Source organism: Cohnella sp. CFH 77786 (assembly GCF_019400745.1).
GTDB lineage: Bacteria > Bacillota > Bacilli > Paenibacillales > Paenibacillaceae > Cohnella.
In genome coordinates this window covers 113,766-133,877 of sequence record NZ_WJIB01000015.1, presented here as the reverse complement: position 1 = coordinate 133,877, position 20,112 = coordinate 113,766, and the positions used below count along the sequence as shown (strand labels likewise).

The window sequence follows — 20,112 nt, the reverse complement described above, 5'->3', positions numbered from 1 at the left end:
ATGTGGGCAATGGAACTTGAAGACCGATCTGCGTTTTACAGGGCGCTGTAATCGCTAGAAAAACATACCTATCCTGCGAACGATGTAATTTTTGTGGGGCAGACTCCAGAATTAAGGGGCCTAGCCGGTTTTCCCTCTAAATATCCCAAATCCTCGAAATGATCGGAATTAGAGGGAGGTTTTCCCTCTAAAGTTGACCGGCGGGGCCAATCCGGCATTGGTTTTGAGAAACTGCCATACCCGCATGGTATCCCAACAAAGGTATCCTATCGTTAAGACCTAACAGGAATTCATGACGTCGCGGAACGTGTTCCGGCAATCTTTACACGGATACCGGTCAGGACGCCGTCAGGCGTTTTTCTTGTTCGCAATCTCCCGCCATATCCCGCATCCCGCGTTGATAGTGGACGACATCCGCTATTTCTCATTCTATCCGAGAATCCGCTAGTTCTTTCATTTCCGTGAATCCGCTATTTCTCATTCTATCCGAGAATCCGCTAGTTCTCATCATTTCCGTGAATTGCAAATCGTGGACAACATTCGCTACTCCCTCTCCTGCTCCCGCAAGCGGGTCATCTGCTGCCAGACGGAGCCGGCCGCTTCTTCGCCCCGTTCGATCCGGGCGACGGCCATCTCGGCCTGCAGCCGGACCTCGAACTCCGGTTCCTCCGCGGCGACGCGCCGCAGGGCTTCGAGCGCCGTCTCGTCGCCGGCCTCGTACAGGAAGCGAGCGGCGCGCCAGCGCACAAGCTTGTTGGCGTCGCCGAGCGCTTCGGCCATCGGTCCGATGGCGGCGGGATCGCCCCTATCGGACAACGTGTCGCCCGCCGTGCGCCGGACCGCGGCGGACGGATCCTTCAGCGCGGCGAACAGGTGCGGCAGCGTCTCGGGCGTCCGGAGGTCGCCCAGATAGACGACGGCCAAGCGCCGCACGGACATTTGGCCGTCTTGGAGCGCCTGGGCCAGCAGCGGGACATGTTCGGGCTCCGGCTTGAAGCGCTCGAGCGCGGCATAGCGTTCCCGCCAGTCGTCGGAGCGGAACGCGCGTTCGACCTCTTCCGCGCTAAGCGGCGCCGGCGGAGCCGGGGGCGCCGCCTCCGGGCCCGCCAGCTTGGCCTGCTCGATCAGGCCGCGAAGCCGCTCGTCGGTGTAGGCGGCGTCCAATTCCCGCACGATCTCGTCCAGGATTTCTTGCGGCTCGCCGTAACGGACGCCGAACTCTTCCAGTTTGCGTTCGCGGATCATCGTGGCGCCGGCCGCCTCGGTCACGGCCCGGGAGAACCTCTCCGGCATCGCGGCCCTCGATTCCTGCCCGCCGCTGCGAACCCGGATCTGCATGGGGATGCCCCGGTACATCTGCACGAGTACGTGCGCCTCCCCGAAGCCGGCGGCTTCGGGCGCCCCGCCCGCGGCCGAGCCTTCACCCGCCTCGCCGAACACTTCCTTCACTTCCAGCAGGATCGCGGCCCAGTCGGCGTTTCCTTTGCGGTCCAGCGCGAGGAAGTCCGCGGTGCGGAATACGCCCTTCACTCCCGGAATGCGCAGGAGCCGGGCGATCAAGGGCGGAGCCTGGTCTGCCTGATCCTCCTTATAGTCGTGACGGATGCCGGGAGCCAGCTTCTCGTCTACGTTCAGCTTCATGGAGTTGGGACTCGGGGTCGGTTCGATGGACAGCAGAATCATGCGGCGCAGCCTCGCTTTCCGATAAGCTTCTTCCTTCCTACAATACCGCAATCGGGACTGCTGTGGCAAAGTTACGCGAGGTTAATGATTGACCCGCCTAACGTTTCAGGCGGTGAACAAGGAGAGGGGCGACGCGCCCTGCACGCCGCGGTAGAGCTTTCAACTAATGCTAAGCGCGGTTTAAGGGGGGCTTCAGCCAACCTTTCCATCATGGACCATAAAACGGCAACCGGCTAAACAAGCCCAAGCTGAATTTCTTACATAGGAGTGAAAGGCAATATGAAAAAAACGTGGATCGCGCTCCTGCTGTCGGGAGCCATCGGATCGTTGTCCGCTTGCTCGTCGGGAGGCGCGGATGCCGATGTGGCCGCGGCTGCGGTGCAGCAGCAGACGGGAGACAACGGGCAGACCCAGCCGGAAACAACGACAGGGTCAGGCCCAACGTGATCGGGAAAATCGCGTCCGTCGGGAACGGCAAAATCATGATCTACCCCTCGGCCATGAACGGTCAAGGGGGGCCGCGAAGGCGCCGCCGGAAACGGCGCACCTGATGGAGTCGGCACAGCGGCCGGAAACGGCGCACCTGCGGGAGACGGCACAGCGGCCGGAAACGGCGCACCTGATGGAGCCGGCACAGCGGCCGAAAACGGCGTACCTGCTGGAGTCGGCACAGCGGCCGGAAACGGCGCACCTGCTGGAGTCGGCACTGCGGCCGGAAACGGCGTACCTGCTGGAGACGGCACTGCGGCCGGAAACGGCGTACCTGCTGGAGACGGCATAGAGACCGGAAACCGCGCACCTGCCGGAGACGGCACAGCCCCGGGAGCCGGGCAAGCGCAAGCTCCGGCCGATGCGCCTAAGGAACCCCGCCCCGAGACGTCGCGTTGCCCGGCGGCTCACCGGACGGCAGGGGCCGGGGACGTCCGGGCGGCATGAGGAACATGCCGTTTTCGGATGAGACCACGGAATACGCGTATAACGACCAGAACGGGGTATCGGCCCGAACGGTCGGGCAGCACTGGGAGGCGATTAGGCCGCGATGAAGATCGCGGACCTGAAGGAAGGGGATATCGTGTCAATCAAGCTTTCGGAAGACAAGAACGCCGCCGTTGCCGCTCCGAACCCCGCGATCGGACCGAAGGCTTCGTGCATCAATCAGAATTTTATCGTTAGCATACGCTTAGGACGACGAAGTCGTTATTTACTTGCCGTAACGGCTTGGTACATTTCCTCGTTTCCTGCTATAGTATGAATGAGCACAGTCATCGGAGGGATTTCATGCGCAAGCAACGCTTCTTGCAACGCTTCGGCAACTTGGATTCCGCCCGTGTCAACAACGCTCCCATGGAACAAATCGGCCGCTGGAGCCAGGAACGCCTGAGCCGGATCCGATCCGGCCGGGATTACAGCCACTGCGTGCCGAACGCGAAACCCGATCTGCCGTTTTTGCAGCACAACAGAAGCGAGCCGTCCATCACCTGGATCGGACATTCCACCTTCCTGATCCAGCTTGATGGCTTGAATATCGTGACGGACCCCGTATGGGCGCGGAGAATGGCGTTTCAAAAACGGCTGGCCCCGCCGGGAATCGAATTGTCGGACATGCCTGCCGTCGACGTCGTGCTCGTCTCGCATTCCCATTACGACCATCTTCATATGGGCTCTCTTCGCAAGCTCCGCGGACAGAAGAAGCTGCTCGTGCCGGCCGGGCTCAAAACGAAGCTGTTCCTGCGGGGCTTCCGCGACGCGACCGAGCTTCATTGGTGGGAGGATGCCTCCTGCCAGAACGTGAAATTCACGTTCGTTCCCGCGCAGCACTGGACGCGGCGAAATCCGTGGGATAAAAACATGTCCCACTGGGGCGGCTGGGTCATGCAGGCGGATGATGCCCCCACGATTTATTTTGCCGGGGACAGCGGCTACTTCCGGGGGTTCGGCGACATCGGCCGGCGGTTCAAGATCGACGTGGCGCTCCTGCCGATCGGCGCGTACGACCCGGAATGGTTCATGTCCGCCCAGCACGTCAGTCCCGAAGAAGCGCTGCAGGCTTTTGTCGATTTGGGCGCGAAGTACTTCGTCCCGATGCATTACGGCGCGTTCAAGCTGGCCGACGACACGCCCAAGGAAGCGCTGGCGCGGCTCGAAGCCGCCCGCAGCCGGATGGGCATCCCGGAGGAAAGGCTGTTTCTCCTCAAACACGGAGAGACGATGCGTTTTGATCACTGCAAGACCGATATCGAAGCAAAGGATGGATTCGACTCATGATAACCGTTAACGGCGTCAGCCTGCGATTTGGCAAACGCCCCCTGTTTGAAGACGTGAACATCAAGTTTACGCCCGGCAACTGTTACGGCCTGATCGGCGCGAACGGCGCCGGCAAATCGACGTTCCTCAAAATCCTGTCCGGGGAGGTCGAGCCGACGAGCGGCGAAGTCCACATTCCGCCGAGCGAGCGGATGGCCGTGCTGAAGCAGAACCATTTCGAATACGACGAGTTCCCGGTCCTGGAGACGGTCATCATGGGCCACCAGAAGCTGTATTCCGTCATGAAAGAGAAAGACGCCATTTACGCCAAAGATCCGTTTACCGACGAAGACGGCATGCGGGCGGGCGAGCTGGAAGCCGAATTCGCCGAAATGAACGGCTGGGAAGCCGAGAGCGAAGCGGCCGAGCTCCTGAACGGTCTCGGCATCACGACCGACCTGCACGACAAGAAAATGGCGGAGCTGGGCGGCAACGAGAAGGTGCGCGTGCTGCTCGCGCAAGCCCTGTTCGGCAACCCGAACATCCTGCTGCTCGACGAGCCCACCAACCATTTGGACATCGAATCCGTGCGCTGGCTGGAAGATTTCCTGTCCCGGTACGAAGGCACCGTCATCGTCGTTTCCCACGACCGCCATTTCCTGAACCAAGTATGTACGCATATCGCCGACATCGACTTCGGCAAAATCCAGATGTACGTGGGCAACTACGATTTCTGGTACGAGTCGAGCCAACTGGCGCTGCAGCTTATGCGCGACCAGAACAAGAAGAAGGAAGACAAGATCAAGGAGCTGCAGGCGTTCATCCAGCGCTTCTCCGCCAACAAATCCAAAGCGAAGCAGGCGACCAGCCGCCGCAAGCTGCTCGACAAGATCACGCTCGACGACATCAAGCCTTCCAGCCGCAAATATCCGTTCATCAACTTCAAGCCGGAACGCGAGGTCGGCAAGCAGGTCGTCTCCGTCGAGAACGTCACCGCTACCGTGGAAGGCGAGAAAGTGCTCGAGAACATCTCCTTCGTGGTCAACAAGAACGACAAGATCGCGCTGGTCGGCCCGAACGGGCTCGCCAAGACCGTCCTGTTCCAGATCCTGACCGGAGAACGCGAACCCGACTCCGGCTCGGTCACCTGGGGCGTCACGACGACTCAGGCGTATTTCCCCAAGGACAACTCCGCCTACTTCGACGGCGTCGAGCTGAATCTGGTGGAATGGCTCCGGCAATATTCGAAGGATCAGGACGAGTCTTTCATCCGGGGCTTCCTCGGCCGGATGCTGTTCTCGGGCGACGAAGCTCTCAAAAAGGCTTCGGTGCTGTCCGGGGGCGAGAAGGTCCGCTGCATGCTGTCCAAAATGATGCTCGGCGGCGGCAACGTGCTGCTGCTCGACGAGCCGACGAACCACCTCGACCTCGAGTCGATTACCGCGCTCAACAACGGCCTCATCGACTTCGACGGCCCGATCGTCTTCACGTCGCACGACCATCAGTTCGTCGAGACGATCGCCAACCGCATCATCGAGATCACGCCGAACGGCATCATCGACCGTCTCATGACGTACGAAGAGTACCTCGAGCATCCGGAAGTGAAAGAGCTCCGCATGCGCATGCTCCCGGCTTAACGGAAGGCCGGCCGGCAAAACCGAAAAACCTCCAAGCCCTAGGGTTTGGAGGTTTTTGGCGTCTTATGCATCCGTGAAAGTGAAAGGTTCGTGCCGATATCGCTCAAGGTCCACCCGGCCGCCGTGCGTGACCTCGACGCCTTCGGATTCGAGCGCTTGGATCTGCAGCTCGCGCGAGACGAGGTCCGCAAGCCCGATTTCGCCTTTGGCGTTGATGACCCTATGCCAAGGAAGATCGTGTTTGCCGCTCATGCTGTGCAGGATCCGCACGACCTGGCGCGCGCCCCGCGGACTTCCGGCGTTCGCGGCGATTTGCCCGTACGTCATCACCCTGCCCGGAGGAATCGCGCGAATGACCTCGACCGCCCGCTGCGTGAAATCCCGCATGGCGTTACTCCATCAGGGCCAGGACGGCCTGGGAGCATCTGGCCGGATGATATTCCGCGTTGCGGAGCGCCATGAGGGCATCGCGGTGCCGATCGGCGGCGTAAGGCTCCTGGATCAGGCGGAACCAGCGGTCGATCGTCTCGGTGTTCACCATCAGTTCCCCGAAGCCGTGGGTAATGAAGTATTCGGCGTTCTCTTCCTCTTGGCCCGGGATCGGCTCGTAGAACAGCATCGGCATCCCTTTGGCCATCCCTTCCGTACAGGTCATGCCCCCTGGCTTCGTCACGAGAAGATCGGAGACGTCCATCAGCTTGCTGATTTCCTTCGTGAACCCCATTACCTTGATGTTCGGATGGCGGAACCTCGGGTCGGCCATCAGCTTCTCCCGCGCCTTCTCGTTGCTTCCCATACAAAGGATCAATTGCACGCGGTCGGCGTACTGCGTCATGTACTCGACCAATTGTTCGCCGTATAGAAGCCCCCAGCCGCCTCCCATTACGAGCACGGTAGGCATGTCGCGGAGCTCGAATTGCTTCAGGATTTCGGCCCGGTCGTGCGGATGCCAGAAATTCGGATGGACCGGGATGCCGGTCACCTCGATTTGGGAGGCGGGCACGCCTCTGGCGATCAGCTTGTTGCGCACGACGGGCGTGCTGACGAAGTATGCGTTGACTTCGGAATTCGTCCAGGTGGCATGGGCATCGTAATCGGTGATTAACGTGTACAGAGGCACATCCAAGCCAAGCCGCTTCAAACGGCCCACGACGGCGTTGGGAAAAGGATGCGTGCAGACGATGCAGTCCGGCTTGAGCTGGCGGATGACGTCCGATACCTGATTATAGAAAATGCGATGCAGCGCGAACTGCGTCATTCGGTTCAGAGACTTGTCGTAGTTGCTCCGGTACAGCCGGCCGACCAGCTTGGGCTGTTTGGATACCGTCTTGCGGTAGGCGCCCAGGATAAGCGGTCCGATGATCGGATTCAAGAAGGTCCCCAGTTCGATGACGCGCGTCTGGATTTTCGGGGACAGCTGTCGCAGGCCCACGGCGAGAGCGTAGGCGGCTTGGGTGTGTCCGGTGCCGAAACCCTCGGAAAGCAGCAATACCCTTTTTTTGCGCATCGGAAACGATCCTCCATTTTTCCTACTTTCCATATTAAGCTTTCGGGAGACGAGGGACAAGTCCAGTTCTTCCGGAGCGGGCGGCGGGAGACGCTCCCCCGGCTCTGAAAGCGGCGAAGAGGCATCGCCGCTTTCGGGCGAATCGTTACAGGGGCCTGCGGTTGGGGTACAATCGGATTAGGAAGGATTTCCTTAGAGGAGGCTTACGGAAATGGATAAAATGATTCCGGGCGCGATCGTCAAAATGGCTTACAAAACCGGCGAGTACATCGGCGAAACGGTGGAAAGCGACGGACGGAGACTGCTCGTGAAAGTGCTGGCCGTTCTCGCGTTTCCGACGCAGGGCGACCTGCACAGCCCTTATGATCCGGATGCCCCGATGTTCCACGAGCGGAAGGCCGCGGCTTATACCGAGAAGGTGTGGGTTCCGGAGTCGGCGGCGGAAAGGTATACCGGGGCGATCCCCGCTTATCGGGAATCGCTGGAGATGGCGCTGGGCGTGGAAATGGAACGGATGGACCGCCTGAAACGGTGGGCGGAGCGCTGTCTGGGAAACTTGGCCGAGCTTCGCAAAGATTACGGGTTGTGATCGGACGCGAATTGTGGTAAAGTAGTCGTCAGAACTAACTGACCGATTTGTTATTTTGGTCAGTTCGGAGGGAGGAAGCGATCATGGCCCCGGAGCGCAAACCCGTCGATCGCCGCAAACAAGTGCTGGAAGCGTCGGCCCGCTCCTTCGCCACGTTCGGCTACAAGGCGACGACGATGGACCAGGTCGCGAAGATCGCGGGCGTCGGCAAGGGCACGATTTATACGTTTTTCGCCAACAAGGAAGAGCTGTTCGGGGAAATCATGAGCGGCATGATCCGAGAGCTGAAGGAGCTGGCGGATCGGACGGTGAGGCCGGAAGTTCCGTTCGTGGACAACCTGATGGAAGTGCTGCACCGGCTGCTGGATTACCGGGAACAGCATGCGCTCGCCGCCAAGCTCTCGCAGGAGGTCAGGGATTTGGGCACGCCGATGGCCAAGGAAGGGCTCGAGACGCTGGAACGCGCCGTTGTGGCCTATATTGCGCGCCACGTGAAGGACGCGATGGACAGAGGGGAAATCAAGCCTTGCGATCCGAACCTGACGGCTTATATTATGCTCAAGACTTATCTGGCGTTGACGGCGGAAAGCCGCCACCTGCATCGGCCGCTCAGCAAGGAAGAAGTGCTGGACTATTTTCGGACGTATTGGATGGAAGGGTTGGCGGTTCGCTGACACTTCTTTTTTTGGAGCGGAATGACCGGATGGGAGAAACGGTCAATTTGTTCTGATCACCTGGATGAGCACGGAGATTGACTGGAATGGGGAGAGCGAAAATGAAAGCAAAGAAAGGAAATTTGTTTGCCGAGTTCGGAAGACTGTCTCGTAACCGGATGGCGATGCTGTCCGTTGCCGCTCTGGCGTTTATCCCGCTGCTGTACAGCGGAATGCTGATCGGCGCATTCTGGGATCCGTACGGCAAGCTGGACCGGCTGCCGGTCGCGGTGGTCAATCAGGACACGGGCGCGGTCATGGACGGGAAGCCGATCGATGCGGGCCAGGAATTGGTCGACGAATTGAAAGGGAACTCCGACTTCAAATGGGAATTCACGGACGGCGCGGACGCCACGAAGGGGCTGAAGGAGCACAAGTACGCGATGGCTTTCGTCATTCCGGAAAACTTCTCCAAGCTTGCGGCCACCCTGAAGGACGAGACGCCGCAGCCCGCCGATATCCAGTATTACGTGGACGACGGCTGGAACTACCTGAACTCCCGGATCGGCGCGGAGGCTGCGGAACGGCTGCGGAGCGACGTTTCGCGGTCGGTGACGAAGGCTTACGCGCAAGCGGTCATGGACTCCGTGGGCCAAGCCGCGGACGGCCTCAAGCAGGCGGGCGACGGCGCCGCCAAGCTGGCCGACGGGGCGGCGGAGGCAAAGGTAGGGGCTCAGCGGCTCCACGACAACCTGGCCAAATTGGCGAACGGTTCCCTGCAACTGGAGCAAGGCATGGGCAAACTGCAGGCCGGTGCCTCGACTTTGGCCGGCGGCGCGCATGAAGCGGCGGACGGTGCAGCATCGCTCGCCGGCGGCTTGGGGCAATTGCAAGCCGCTTCCGGGAAGCTGGCCGAGGGGGTGGACCGCAGCGCGGCCGCAGCGGGCGAACTGGCCGGCGGCACCTCGCAGCTGGCGGCAAACGCCAAGACACTGGCCGGCGGTCTGGATGAGCTCGGGTCGGGAGGGCAAGCGGTGTCCTCCGGAGCGGATCAGCTGGCGCAAGGCTTGGAGCAGTATGCCAATGCGCACGGGGGGATGACGGATGACGCCGCCTTCCGGAAGCTGCTCGAGACGGCGAAGCAAGTGGCGGCAGGGGCCGGCCGGATGCAGCAAGGCGCCGCTGACCTGAAGCAGGGAGCGGACCGGTTGGCCGGCGCGGAAGAGAAGGCTGCGGCCGGGGCGGTTCAGCTGCGCGACGGCTTGAAGCAGCTGGGAGACGGCTTCGGAAAGTTCGATGGCAAACTCGGGGAAGCGGCTGCGGGAGCAGACCGGCTTGCGTCCGGAACCGCCCGGGTCGCGGCCGGGGCCGACAGCCTGCAGGAGGGGATCGCGGCAGCCGGCAACGGCTTCAGCACGGTCACCAAAGGGACGGCTCAATTGGCGGGCGGATCGGCGGACCTCGCGGGCGGAGTCGGGAAGCTGACGGACGGCTCGCGGGAATTGTCCGACAAGCTGGGGACCGCGGCGAAAGATGCAGGCAGCTTGACTGGCGGCGACAAAACGGCTGACATGTTCGCGGAGCCGGTCTCGGTGTCCGAGCATAAGCTAGCTAGCATTCCCAACTACGGTACGGGCATGACGCCTTACTTCCTGTCCCTGGGCCTGTTCGTAGGCGTGCTGCTGTCGACGGTCATCCTGCCGCTGCGCGACGCGCCGGCCGGCGTGACGGGGGGCATCCGCTGGTATTTGTCCAAAGTGCTGCTGTTCGCCCCGTTGGTGTTGGTGCAAACCGCGGTCGTCGATACCGTTTTGATTTACGGGCTCGGCCTGAAGGTGCCCCATGTTGCGGCCTTCTACGGGGTGACGATCGTGATCGCTCTGACTTTTATGACGATCCTGCAGTTCCTGATTTCGCTCGCCGACCAGATCGGCCGTTTCCTCGGCGTCATCTTGCTGACGCTGCAGCTCGCTTCGAGCGCAGGCACGTATCCGGCCGAGCTGCTGCCCGCCTGGCTGCAGGCGGTCAGCCCCTGGATGCCGATGACGCACGCGATTCAGGCGCTTCGCTTGGTGATCGAGGGTGCGCCGGCGGCCGATTTCGCGGCACCGCTGTACAAATTGGCGGCGTATGCCGTTGTATTCGTCGCGCTGACCATCGGCTACTTCCTGTACGCAAGCCGCCGGGGCCGGGGCGAGTCCGAGCCAACCGGTGGATTGGCTCTGGCCGAGTAAATACGGATGTCGGACTGTCATTGAAGTGCCGAATAGAATGCCCGCGGTTTCCGCGGGCATTTTTTTTATTCCGGCGATGCCTCTCTCTTTTGCCGCTCAACCGTGGGTATCCCTTCCACTCAGGATCCGGTTCGCGCAAGCCCGTCGCCGCTTCCTTGGCTGTCCGCATGGTGGAGAGCACCATCTCCCGATATCGTAATGTACCACCTCCGCACCTTCCAGAACCGCCCATAGCCGGGTTTTTCCGGGTTACAGCGTGCGAACGGCGGGTTTAAGGAGATGTAGCCGGGTTTTTCCGGGTTACAGCGTGCGAACGGCGGGTTTGAGGGGCTGCAGCCGGGTTTTTCCGGGTTACAGCGTGCGAACGGCGGGTTTGAGGGGCTGCAGCCGGGTTTTTCCGGGTTACAGCGTGCGAACGGCGGGTTTAAGGAGATGTAGCCGGGTTTTTCCGGGTTACAGCGTGCGAACGGCGGGTTTAAGGAGCTGCAGCCGGGTTTTTCCGGGTTACAGTGTGCGAACGGCGGGATTAAGGAGCTGCAGCCGGGTTTTTCCGGGTTACAGCGTGCGAACGGCGGGTTTGAGAAGCTGTAGCCGGGTTTTTCCGGGTTACAGCGTGCGAACGGCGGGTTTGAGGAGCTGCAGCCGGGTTTTTCCGGGTTACAGCGTGCGAACGGCGGGTTTAAGGAGCTGACACAGTTCGGAGGCGGATCCCCAACCGCCGAGTCCACTTTCCCAATGGGAACATATTCCTAAATTTGCCTAAAGACCTTAACCTTTTGGATACGGCATCCGTTAAAGAAAGAGACTGACAATCTTCTCATCGGAGGACCCCATCGTATGAATGCAACTTTCGTCCCGCGTCCCGCCAGACGTTTGTATGCCGCGTTGCTCGTTCTGCTTCTGTTGGCCCAAGGCCCGGCAGGACTGGCGCATGCGGAAGACACCGTCACCGGAATCCAGTTCGATTCCTCGGTTCCGTCGCCCGTTCCCCTATACGTGGAGGACGGCACCTACAGCTTGACCTTGTGGGCGAACATCCAAGGCAGCTCCACACCGAAAAACGTGACCGCGGACGCAACGTGGTCGTCTTCCTCGAGCAGCATTAAGGTGGACAAAGGCATCCTGTCTGCGACCGGCGAGGTATCCACGGCGACGATTACGGCCAAATACAAGACCTTCTCGGCGACGGCGACCGTTAAGGCGGAGTACCGTTATGCCAGTCTGAAGCTGGAGAACGCCGACGGCGGCGACGCCCCGGATCAGCTCGATATCGAGCTCGGGAAAAGTCCGAGCTTCAATGCATACGCATACGAGTATGGCGGCACTAAAATCTTATCCAACAGCACGGCGCAATGGCTGACTTCAAATTCGAGCGTGGCTTCCGTTTCCGCAGGCGTCGTTACGCTGGCCGGCCCCGGAACCGCTACGATCACGGCGAAGCTCAAGGGACGCGCGGATTCGATCCAGCTGAACGTCACCTCGCCCTACAAGTCGCTCGATATCTCCCATCCGGGCGCCACCGACGAGATCGAGCTTCAAGTAGGCCAAGGGACGGACTATACTTTAACCGCTACGGCCACCTTGAAAAACGCAAACGGGACCGAACCGATCACGACACTGGCAGATTGGACGACCAGCAACGCGAATGTGGTCAAAGTCGACAAAGGGGTCGTTACCGCCGTCGGCGCCGGCAGGGCAATCGTTACGGCCAAACGGTTCGGCGTCGCCGACGCGGTTACTTTCTATGTGCGCACGCCTTATGAAGCACTCAACGTCGCAACCTCCAAGCCGCTAAGCATGACGCTGTACGGAGCGGGGGTCGAAGTATCCGCCTCCGCGGCTAAAGGGACATCGACGCCGGTAGACGTCTCGTTGGATGCCGTATGGACGGTCGCCGATCCGATGGTCGCCTCGGTCGAGAAAACCGGCTCCAAGGCGATCGTCAAACCGAAGGGCGTCGGCACGACGAAGCTCACGGTTTCCTATAAAGGGTTGTCCAAAGAGTTGCCGATTTCCGTGTATCCGAGCGTGAATGCGTTGAACATTGCAAAGGACAAGCTGGACGTCTACGAAGGAGCAGACGGAACGCTTCCCGCCGTCAAAGGCACGACGGTCGGGGGCGACGAAATCGACGTTTCGAAGCTGGTGTCCTGGAAATCCAGCGATCCTTCGGTTCTTTCGATCGAGGAGGGCAAATGGACGGCCAAGAAAGTCGGAACGGCAACGTTGACCGCCGAAGTCCAGAATGAAGAGGGGACTGCGGCGAAGACGGACTCGATCACGGCCGTCGTCCATAAGCAAGCGTTGACCTTACTCACGGACACCCCTAACCTAAGCGTCGTGACGGGAAGAGAGACGGATCTTCCGGCCGTTCGCCTGATCTACACGGACGGCGAAGAGAAGGATGTCACGCAGGAAATCGAATGGAAATCCTCCAGCCCCAATTTGTTCGTCAAACCGGGCAAAATCAAAGGGCTGCTTCCCGCCGGCGCGACGCTTACGGGAACATACCTCGACAAGAAAGTGACGGTTAAGGTCCAGGTGGAGGAGGAGTTCGTCTCCTTCGACATCCAGCCGAACGCGCTGAGTTTGACGCTGAACCGTTCGCAGACGGTCAAGGTTACGGGAACGACGAAGTCGGGCAAGAAAGTATCGCTCGGTTCCCGCGTTTCCTGGACGACGGAGTCAAGCAGCCTCGTCGAGATCAAAGGCGCCGCGATCAAAGGGCTGGCGCTGGGAAGCGGGAAACTGACCGCGTCGGTGCAAGGGAAAAAGCTCGAGCTGCCTTTCACGGTCAAGACGAAATTGACCAAGCTGATTTCCTCCGACACCTCGCTCAAGCTGACGGTTGGGAAAACCGATACCGTCGTGCTTACGGCCGCTTACGAAAACGGGACCTCGACGGACGCCACGAAAGGCGCCGTTTGGACGAGCACGAACCCGAAAGTGGCCACGGTCGCGAACGGTACGGTTAAAGCGCTCGCCGAAGGGTCGGCCTCGATCAAAGCGGTCTACGAAGGCAAATCCGTGACGATCCGGGTAACGGTAAAATAAACGAGAGTAGGTAAAGGGGCTCCCCGAGGGGAGCCCCTTTACTATGCGTACGATATACCGGATTTTAGGGATTAATAAAGGCGGTTTGCAGGTTTTTGCTGTAATCGACTTCATAATTCAATCCGCCTGCGATGACCGCGAGCGGCACGTAGGTTTTCTTTTCTTTGCCGACTGGCTGGAGGTAGGCGGGAGTGCTGAGCGGCTGCTCCGCGCCGTTTACGACCATGGTTTTGGAGTCGATCGTAATGGAAACCTCGCGGCCGTTCTGGCGGAACACCGCGGTTTTCGTTTTCTCGTTCCACGACAGTTCGGCGCCCATGGCATCCGAGATATCCCGCAATGCCAGGAAAGTTACGCCAGGCGGCTTGACGACCGGCTTGTTGGCCGTGATCACTTCCTTGCCTCCGACGACCACCGAGATCGGAACGCCGGCCGGCCGCTTCGCGGGTTTGCGGTATTCCTGCCACATGGCTTGAGAGAAAGCTTCGGCCATCGCTTCATATCCGGCTTGGGTCGGGTGGATGTCCGGTTTGGCGTCTCCTTCGAGGGAGACGGACATGTGCGTCAATCCTCCTTCTCTTCCTTTGAACTTCTCGGCAACATGCACCGGAAGGACGTTGATGCCTTCTGCCTGCAGCTTGGCCGTAAGCGCGTCGACCGTTGCGGTGAGGGGCGAGACGGCTTTCTCGTACAGCAGGTCGTACAGGTCGGGCGCGAACAATTTCGGCAGCGGAAGATATTGATCCGCGAGCAGAATGCGGGCGTTCGGGGCGAGCTCGGCCGTCAAGCGGACGGTTTTTTCGGCTTCCTCTGCATATTTATTCAGTATGGTGTTAAAATCATTCTCAAAAGCCGCAGCCGCGTCTTGCGCAGACTCGTTCAGCAGCGACCGCAAGAAATCGCTGAAATCGTTGGCGCCGATCGTCATGAGGACGACATTCGCTTCCGCAAGGGATTGGCGCAGCTCCGCAGTCCTCGCTCCGATGCCTTCCGCCATAGCGGCGACCCGGGGGTCGGCGAAATCCTGAATGTCCGCCGCCTTCAAGACTTTGCCGTCTTGCGCTCCTTGGAGCAAATTCAGCAATCCGTCGGTGCGCAAACCCAAGATCGCGAAATTGCCAAGCTTCGCCCGCCCGTGAAACAGGGCCTGTTCGCGGAATCGGTCCGTATAGCCGTAAGGCACGGACTTCTCGGTCATCCCCGGCTCGTATCCCGCGGTCAGCGAATCCCCCAGCGCCACGATCCGGTAGCCGTCCGCAGCCGGAGCGCTCTCCCCATGGGCCGTTCCCGCGAATGCCAGCACCCATGCGAGCGCCATGAAACAAACCAAGCGCAATCCGTTCGTTCTCAACCGTCCATTCCTCCCCATACCTTTGCCGAAAGCCCGCTCTCCCGAGTTTTGCTTATCGGATATATAAAAATATTAAATTGCCATTCCTCGGCCGACGATGTTAAAATAATATAATAACCAAAATGAATATTTATGAAATTTGGCTGACGACCGGGCCATCTTTCATCCGTACTCCAGGCCGTTCCGTCTCATCCAGTCTTCTCCATTGTAGGTCAATCGGGCCGGGATTTGAAGAGCCTTTAGGTCTATCGGGCCGGGATTCGGGAAGCCGAAGCGCCTCAACGCCGCAAATGTCCAAAATTCTTGCTATAGAGAGGTAAACGCCTTATGACAGAGTTTGTTAGAGGTTTGCCCCCGAAGCAGGGCATGTACGATCCCCAATACGAGCATGACGCTTGCGGGATGGGATTCGTCGCGCATATCAAGGGCCGGAAATCGCACGAAATCGTCGAACAGGCCCTGTCCCTCCTGATCAACATGGAGCACCGCGGCGGTCAGGGCAGCGAGCCGAACTCCGGGGACGGAGCGGGCATCCTGCTGCAGATTCCGCACAAGTTCTTCTCGAAGGAAGCCGCCAAGCTGGGCTTCGCGCTTCCGGAGGAGGGCGCTTACGCGGTCGGCATGGTGTTCCTGCCGCAGGACGAATCCGTCCGCCGCAAGCATGAGGAGATTTTCGAGCGGATCGTCGCCGAAGAAGGACAATCCGTTCTGGGCTGGCGAACGGTGCCGACCGACGACCGCAAGCTCGGCGCGTCCGCTGTCCGGGTGAAGCCGTACGTCCGCCAGGCGTTTATCGGCCGCGCGGCGGGCCTTGCGGACGACATGGCGTTCGAGCGCAAGCTGTACGTCATCCGCAAACGCGCGGAGAAGGAGATCCGCTATTCCGGGATGGAAGGCGGGGATTCGTTCTATTTCCCGAGCTTGTCCAGCAAGAAAATCGTCTATAAAGGAATGCTTACGACCGAGCAAGTCGGCAGCTTCTATCCGGAGCTGCACGAGCCGGATGTCGAAACGGCGATGGCGCTCGTCCACTCCCGCTTCTCGACGAACACGTTCCCGAGCTGGGAGCGCGCGCATCCTTTCCATTACATGATCCACAACGGCGAAATCAACACGCTGCGCGGCAACATCAACTGGATGCATGCCCGCCAGACGCTGTTCGCTTCCGAGCTGTTCGGCGACGACCTGGAGAAGGTGCTTCCGATCATCGCTCCGGACGGCTCCGACACGGCGATGTTCGACAATACGTTCGAGTTCATGTACCTGGCGGGCCGTTCCCTGGCGCACTGCGCCATGATGATGGTGCCGGAGCCGTGGCAGAACGACGAGCATATGGATCCGGACAAGAAGGCGTTCTACGAATACCACGCGACCCTGATGGAACCGTGGGACGGTCCGGCGGCCATGGGCTTCACCGACGGCGTGCAGATCGGCGCCGTGCTGGACCGCAACGGCCTCCGTCCGGCTCGCTACTACGTGACCAAGGACGACCTCATCGTGATGGCTTCCGAAGCCGGCGTCATCGAGATTCCGCCGGAGGACATCGTGCTGAAGGACCGGCTGCGCCCGGGCCGGATGCTCCTCGTCGACACGAAGGAAGGCCGCATCATCTCCGACGAGGAAGTGAAGCGCGCGATCGTGTCCGAGCACCCGTACCGCGAATGGCTGAACGACCACCTGGTGGATCTCGAGGACGTCGAGGACGCTCCCGAGCTTCCGGAGCCGGACCATGCGACGGTGCAGCAGCGCCAGCTGGCGTTCGGGTACTCGTTCGAGGACATCCGCAAAATCATGGAGCCGATGGCGCTCACCGGCGTGGAGCCGCTGGCGTCCATGGGTTACGACGCGCCGCTGGCCGTTCTGTCCGAACGCCCGCAGCGTCTGTTCAACTATTTCAAGCAGCTGTTCGCGCAGGTGACGAACCCGCCGATCGACGCGATCCGCGAGGAAATCATCACCTCGACCTATACGTCCGTCGGTCCCGAGCGCAACCTGCTGAACCCGGAGCCGGAAAGCTGCCGCCATATCCGCCTGTATTCGCCGATCCTCTCCAACGAGGAGTTCGCGAAGCTGCGCCACGTTCACCGGCCGGGCTTCAAATCGATCACGCTGCCGATTTTCTTCCCCGCGGACGAAGGCGAGCAAGGACTGCGCGATGCGCTGAAGCTGCTGTGCGAAGCGGCGGACCGCGTCATCGCGAAGGGCCATAACATCATCATCTTGTCCGACAAGGGCTTGGATCATGGCAACGCGGCGATTCCGTCCCTGCTGGCCGTGTCGGCGCTTCATCACCACCTGATCCGCCAAGGCACGCGGACGAAGGTCAGCTTGCTGCTCGAATCCGGCGAGCCGCGCGAAGTGCATCATTTCGCCCTGCTCATCGGCTACGGCATCAGCGCGGTGAATCCGTACCTGGCGTTCGAGACGCTGGACGATCTGATCCGCCAAGGCATGCTGCGCAACATCACGCACGAGAAAGCGGTCAAGAACTTCATCAAAGCGGCCACCAAGGGCGTCGTCAAGATCCTGTCCAAAATGGGGATTTCGACGATCCAGTCGTACCGCGGGGCGCAGATTTTCGAAGCGATCGGCCTGAACCAGGACGTCATCGACCAATATTTCACCTGGACGCCTTCCCGCATCGGAGGCGTGGGCCTCGAAGTCATCGCCGAGGAAGCGCTGGCGGCACACCGCCGCGCCTTCGCGAACCAGGAAGGCGCCGAGCGCGAGCTCGATTCCGGCGGCGATTACCAGTGGCGCAAAGACGGGGAGGATCACCTCTTCAACCCGAAGACGATCCACACCCTTCAGATGGCTACCCGCACCGGCAACTACGAGCTGTACAAGAAGTATTCGGCGCTCGTGCAAGGCGAGTACGAGGACGTCCGCACGCTCCGTTCGCTGCTCGATTTCAAATTCGACCAGCCGCCGGTTCCGATCGAGGAAGTCGAGCCGGTCGAGTCGATCGTGAAGCGGTTCAAGACGGGCGCCATGTCGTTCGGCTCCATCAGCAAGGAAGCGCATGAGGACTTGGCGATCGCCATGAACCGCATCGGAGGCAAATCCAACTCCGGCGAAGGAGGCGAGGACTACCGCCGCTTCGTGCCCGACGCGAACGGCGACCTGCGCCGCAGCGCGATCAAGCAAGTGGCGTCCGGCCGTTTCGGCGTCACGAGCTATTACCTGAGCAACGCGGACGAAATCCAGATCAAGATGGCCCAGGGCGCCAAGCCGGGAGAAGGCGGCCAGCTGCCGGGCAAGAAGGTATACCCGTGGGTAGCCGAAGTGCGCGGCTCGACGCCGGGCGTCGGCCTGATCTCGCCGCCGCCGCACCATGACATCTATTCGATCGAAGATTTGGCCGAGCTCATCCATGACCTGAAGAACGCCAACCCGAGCGCCCGCATCAACGTCAAGCTGGTGTCCGAAGTCGGCGTCGGCACGATCGCCGCGGGCGTGGCCAAGGGCCGCGCCGACGTCATCCTGGTCAGCGGCTACGACGGCGGCACCGGAGCGTCTCCGATCGGCTCGATCCGGCACGCGGGTCTACCGTGGGAGCTCGGCCTCGCCGAGACGCACCAGACGCTGATCCTGAACAACCTGCGCGACCGCGTCGTCGTCGAGACCGACGGCAAAATGATGACGGGACGCGATCTGGCGATTGCCGCCTTGCTCGGAGCCGAGGAGTACGGCTTCTCGACCGCGCCGCTCGTAACGGTCGGCTGCATCATGATGCGCGTCTGCCATCTGGACACCTGCCCGGTCGGCGTCGCCACGCAGAACCCGGAACTGCGCGCCAAGTACATGGGCGACCCGCAATACACGGTGAACTTCATGCGCTTCGTGGCGCAGGAGCTTCGCGAAATCATGGCGCAGCTAGGCTTCCGCACCGTCACCGAGATGGTCGGACGGGTGGACCGGCTCGACACGAAGAAAGCGATCCGCCATTATAAGACGCAAGGCATCGACCTGACGGGGCTGCTTCATATGCCGGAGCTGCCGGAAGGCTCCGCCCGCCACAATGCGAAGAAGCAGAACCACGGACTGGAAGAATCCCTGGACATCCAAGCGCTTGTTCCTGCGGCTAGGGCGGCGCTGGAACGCGGGGAACGGGTGGAAGGCTCCTTCCCGATCAAGAACACGAACCGCGTCGTGGGCACGATTCTCGGCCACGAGGTGACGAAGCGCTACGGCCGGGAAGGCTTGCCGGCCGACACGATCAAGTTCCACTTCACCGGCACCGCGGGTCAGAGCTTCGGGGCGTTCGTGCCCAAGGGCATCACCCTCACGCTCGAAGGCGATGCCAACGACTACGTCGGCAAAGGGCTGTCCGGCGGCAAACTCGCCATCTATCCTTCGCCGAAGTCGACGTTCAAAGCCGAAAACAACATCATAATCGGCAATACGGCGTTCTACGGCGCGACGGGCGGCGAAGCCTACATCCGCGGCGTGGCGGGCGAACGCTTCGCGGTGCGCAACAGCGGAGCGAACGTCGTCGTTGAAGGCGTAGGCGACCACGGCTGCGAATACATGACCGGCGGACGCGTCGTCGTACTGGGCGGCACGGGACGGAACTTCGCGGCCGGCATGTCGGGCGGCATCGCTTACGTCATCGATTGGGACGGCAAGTTCGTGAACCGCTGCAACTTCGAGATGGTCAGTTTGGAGAGGCTGGAAGAGGAGGCCGAGATCGCCGAAGTGCGCGGCATGATCGCAAGGCATGCCGAATACACGAACAGCGAGTTGGCCCGCACGGTATTGGGCGATTGGAACGGCTTCCTGCCCAAAATCGTGAAGGTCATCCCGAAGGATTACAAGCGGATGATGGAGCAGATCGCCAAGGTTCAAGCCCAAGGCTTGAGCGGCGAGCAAGCCCTGCTGGCGGCTTTCGAAGCCAACATGAGGGACCTGTCCCGCGTAGGCGGCAACTGACCGAATCTTTTCTATGAAAATTGGAACGAACCCTGCATATTTGCAGGGTTCGTTCGTTTTTTCCCCGTCCTACTTCCAAAGTCCTCCCCATTCGACAAAACTTCCGAGAAAAAAAGTGCGGATCGTCTCCAAAGCTCGACACCCTCTGCGCTCCCCTGCTTTTATAATAAATATATGTTTTAGGAACCAATTTCCAGAGAGAGGATTTGGGTGTAGGGATGGAGAGGG

13 protein-coding genes are annotated in these 20,112 nt (G+C 60.6%); 9 read left to right on the top strand and 4 right to left on the bottom strand.

Translation table 11 applies throughout. The features are described 5' to 3' along the window. Positions 1-543: 543 nt before the first annotated feature. On the bottom strand, positions 544-1,683 hold the full coding sequence (locus GE107_RS20555) for a conserved virulence factor C family protein (RefSeq protein WP_219642208.1): 1,140 nt from the start codon (positions 1,681-1,683) through the stop codon (positions 544-546). Between the two features lie 279 nt (positions 1,684-1,962). Here GE107_RS20555 and GE107_RS20550 point away from each other — a divergent pair, with 279 nt between their 5' ends. From GE107_RS20550 to GE107_RS20535, 4 genes are all read left to right on the top strand, one after another. Beyond that, positions 1,963-2,130 (top strand): hypothetical protein, encoded by a 168-nt coding sequence (locus GE107_RS20550; RefSeq protein WP_219642205.1) that lies wholly within the window; start codon positions 1,963-1,965, stop codon positions 2,128-2,130. A 103-nt stretch (positions 2,131-2,233) separates the two neighbouring features. Further along, positions 2,234-2,464: a hypothetical protein gene (locus GE107_RS20545; RefSeq protein WP_219642203.1), complete on the top strand. Its 231-nt coding sequence runs from the start codon at positions 2,234-2,236 to the stop codon at positions 2,462-2,464. Between the two features lie 497 nt (positions 2,465-2,961). Next, on the top strand, positions 2,962-3,948 hold the full coding sequence (locus GE107_RS20540; RefSeq protein WP_219642200.1) for an MBL fold metallo-hydrolase: 987 nt from the start codon (positions 2,962-2,964) through the stop codon (positions 3,946-3,948). Beyond that, positions 3,945-5,564 (top strand): ABC-F family ATP-binding cassette domain-containing protein, encoded by a 1,620-nt coding sequence (locus GE107_RS20535; RefSeq protein ID WP_219642197.1) that lies wholly within the window; start codon positions 3,945-3,947, stop codon positions 5,562-5,564. The genes GE107_RS20540 and GE107_RS20535 overlap by 4 nt, the downstream gene beginning before the upstream one ends. Before the next feature lie 63 nt (positions 5,565-5,627). Here GE107_RS20535 and GE107_RS20530 read toward each other — a convergent pair whose 3' ends face one another. Continuing rightward, positions 5,628-5,951 carry an MGMT family protein gene (locus GE107_RS20530; protein WP_219642195.1) on the bottom strand — a complete coding sequence of 108 codons (324 nt, stop codon included), beginning with the start codon at positions 5,949-5,951 and terminating at the stop codon, positions 5,628-5,630. 4 nt (positions 5,952-5,955) lie between these two features. Next, complete coding sequence (locus tag GE107_RS20525) at positions 5,956-7,071, bottom strand: MGDG synthase family glycosyltransferase (RefSeq protein ID WP_219642188.1); 1,116 nt, start codon at positions 7,069-7,071, stop codon at positions 5,956-5,958. A gap of 211 nt (positions 7,072-7,282) precedes the next feature. Here GE107_RS20525 and kapB point away from each other — a divergent pair, with 211 nt between their 5' ends. The 4 genes from kapB to GE107_RS20505 all read left to right on the top strand — a co-directional run bounded on the left by kapB (position 7,283) and on the right by GE107_RS20505 (position 13,601). Then, complete coding sequence (kapB, locus tag GE107_RS20520) at positions 7,283-7,660, top strand: kinase-associated lipoprotein B (protein ID WP_219642187.1); 378 nt, start codon at positions 7,283-7,285, stop codon at positions 7,658-7,660. A gap of 83 nt (positions 7,661-7,743) precedes the next feature. After that, complete coding sequence (locus GE107_RS20515) at positions 7,744-8,334, top strand: TetR/AcrR family transcriptional regulator (RefSeq protein WP_219642184.1); 591 nt, start codon at positions 7,744-7,746, stop codon at positions 8,332-8,334. Positions 8,335-8,435: 101 nt separating this feature from the next. Next, positions 8,436-10,547, top strand: coding sequence for a YhgE/Pip domain-containing protein (locus GE107_RS20510; protein ID WP_219642182.1), 2,112 nt, complete (start codon positions 8,436-8,438; stop codon positions 10,545-10,547). A gap of 837 nt (positions 10,548-11,384) precedes the next feature. Further along, the gene (locus tag GE107_RS20505; protein ID WP_219642179.1) at positions 11,385-13,601 is read left to right on the top strand and encodes an Ig-like domain-containing protein; all 2,217 of its coding nucleotides are present in this window, start codon (positions 11,385-11,387) and stop codon (positions 13,599-13,601) included. A 64-nt stretch (positions 13,602-13,665) separates the two neighbouring features. Here the strand turns inward: GE107_RS20505 and GE107_RS20500 are convergent, their stop codons facing one another. Then, positions 13,666-14,952 (bottom strand): stalk domain-containing protein, encoded by a 1,287-nt coding sequence (locus GE107_RS20500; RefSeq protein ID WP_219642177.1) that lies wholly within the window; start codon positions 14,950-14,952, stop codon positions 13,666-13,668. A 327-nt stretch (positions 14,953-15,279) separates the two neighbouring features. On the opposite strand from GE107_RS20500, the gene gltB reads away from it, so the two are divergent. After that, a complete protein-coding gene (gene gltB / locus GE107_RS20495) occupies positions 15,280-19,884 on the top strand; it encodes a glutamate synthase large subunit (RefSeq protein ID WP_219642174.1) in 4,605 nt (1,534 codons plus the stop codon). The last annotated feature ends 228 nt before the right edge of the window (positions 19,885-20,112 follow it).

Excerpts from the sequence above, each read along its gene's own strand:
- GE107_RS20550 (WP_219642205.1), top strand. The coding sequence starts at position 1,963 with ATGAAAAAAACGTGGATCGCGCTCCTGCTGTCGGGAGCCATCGGATCG.
- GE107_RS20535 (WP_219642197.1), top strand. The coding sequence starts at position 3,945 with ATGATAACCGTTAACGGCGTCAGCCTGCGATTTGGCAAACGCCCCCTG.
- GE107_RS20525 (WP_219642188.1), bottom strand. The coding sequence starts at position 7,071 with ATGCGCAAAAAAAGGGTATTGCTGCTTTCCGAGGGTTTCGGCACCGGA.
- GE107_RS20540 (WP_219642200.1), top strand. The coding sequence starts at position 2,962 with ATGCGCAAGCAACGCTTCTTGCAACGCTTCGGCAACTTGGATTCCGCC.
- GE107_RS20545 (WP_219642203.1), top strand. The coding sequence starts at position 2,234 with ATGGAGTCGGCACAGCGGCCGGAAACGGCGCACCTGCGGGAGACGGCA.
- kapB (WP_219642187.1), top strand. The coding sequence starts at position 7,283 with ATGGATAAAATGATTCCGGGCGCGATCGTCAAAATGGCTTACAAAACC.
- GE107_RS20505 (WP_219642179.1), top strand. The coding sequence starts at position 11,385 with ATGAATGCAACTTTCGTCCCGCGTCCCGCCAGACGTTTGTATGCCGCG.
- GE107_RS20530 (WP_219642195.1), bottom strand. The coding sequence starts at position 5,951 with ATGCGGGATTTCACGCAGCGGGCGGTCGAGGTCATTCGCGCGATTCCT.
- gltB (WP_219642174.1), top strand. The coding sequence starts at position 15,280 with ATGACAGAGTTTGTTAGAGGTTTGCCCCCGAAGCAGGGCATGTACGAT.
- GE107_RS20510 (WP_219642182.1), top strand. The coding sequence starts at position 8,436 with ATGAAAGCAAAGAAAGGAAATTTGTTTGCCGAGTTCGGAAGACTGTCT.
- GE107_RS20515 (WP_219642184.1), top strand. The coding sequence starts at position 7,744 with ATGGCCCCGGAGCGCAAACCCGTCGATCGCCGCAAACAAGTGCTGGAA.
- GE107_RS20555 (WP_219642208.1), bottom strand. The coding sequence starts at position 1,683 with ATGATTCTGCTGTCCATCGAACCGACCCCGAGTCCCAACTCCATGAAG.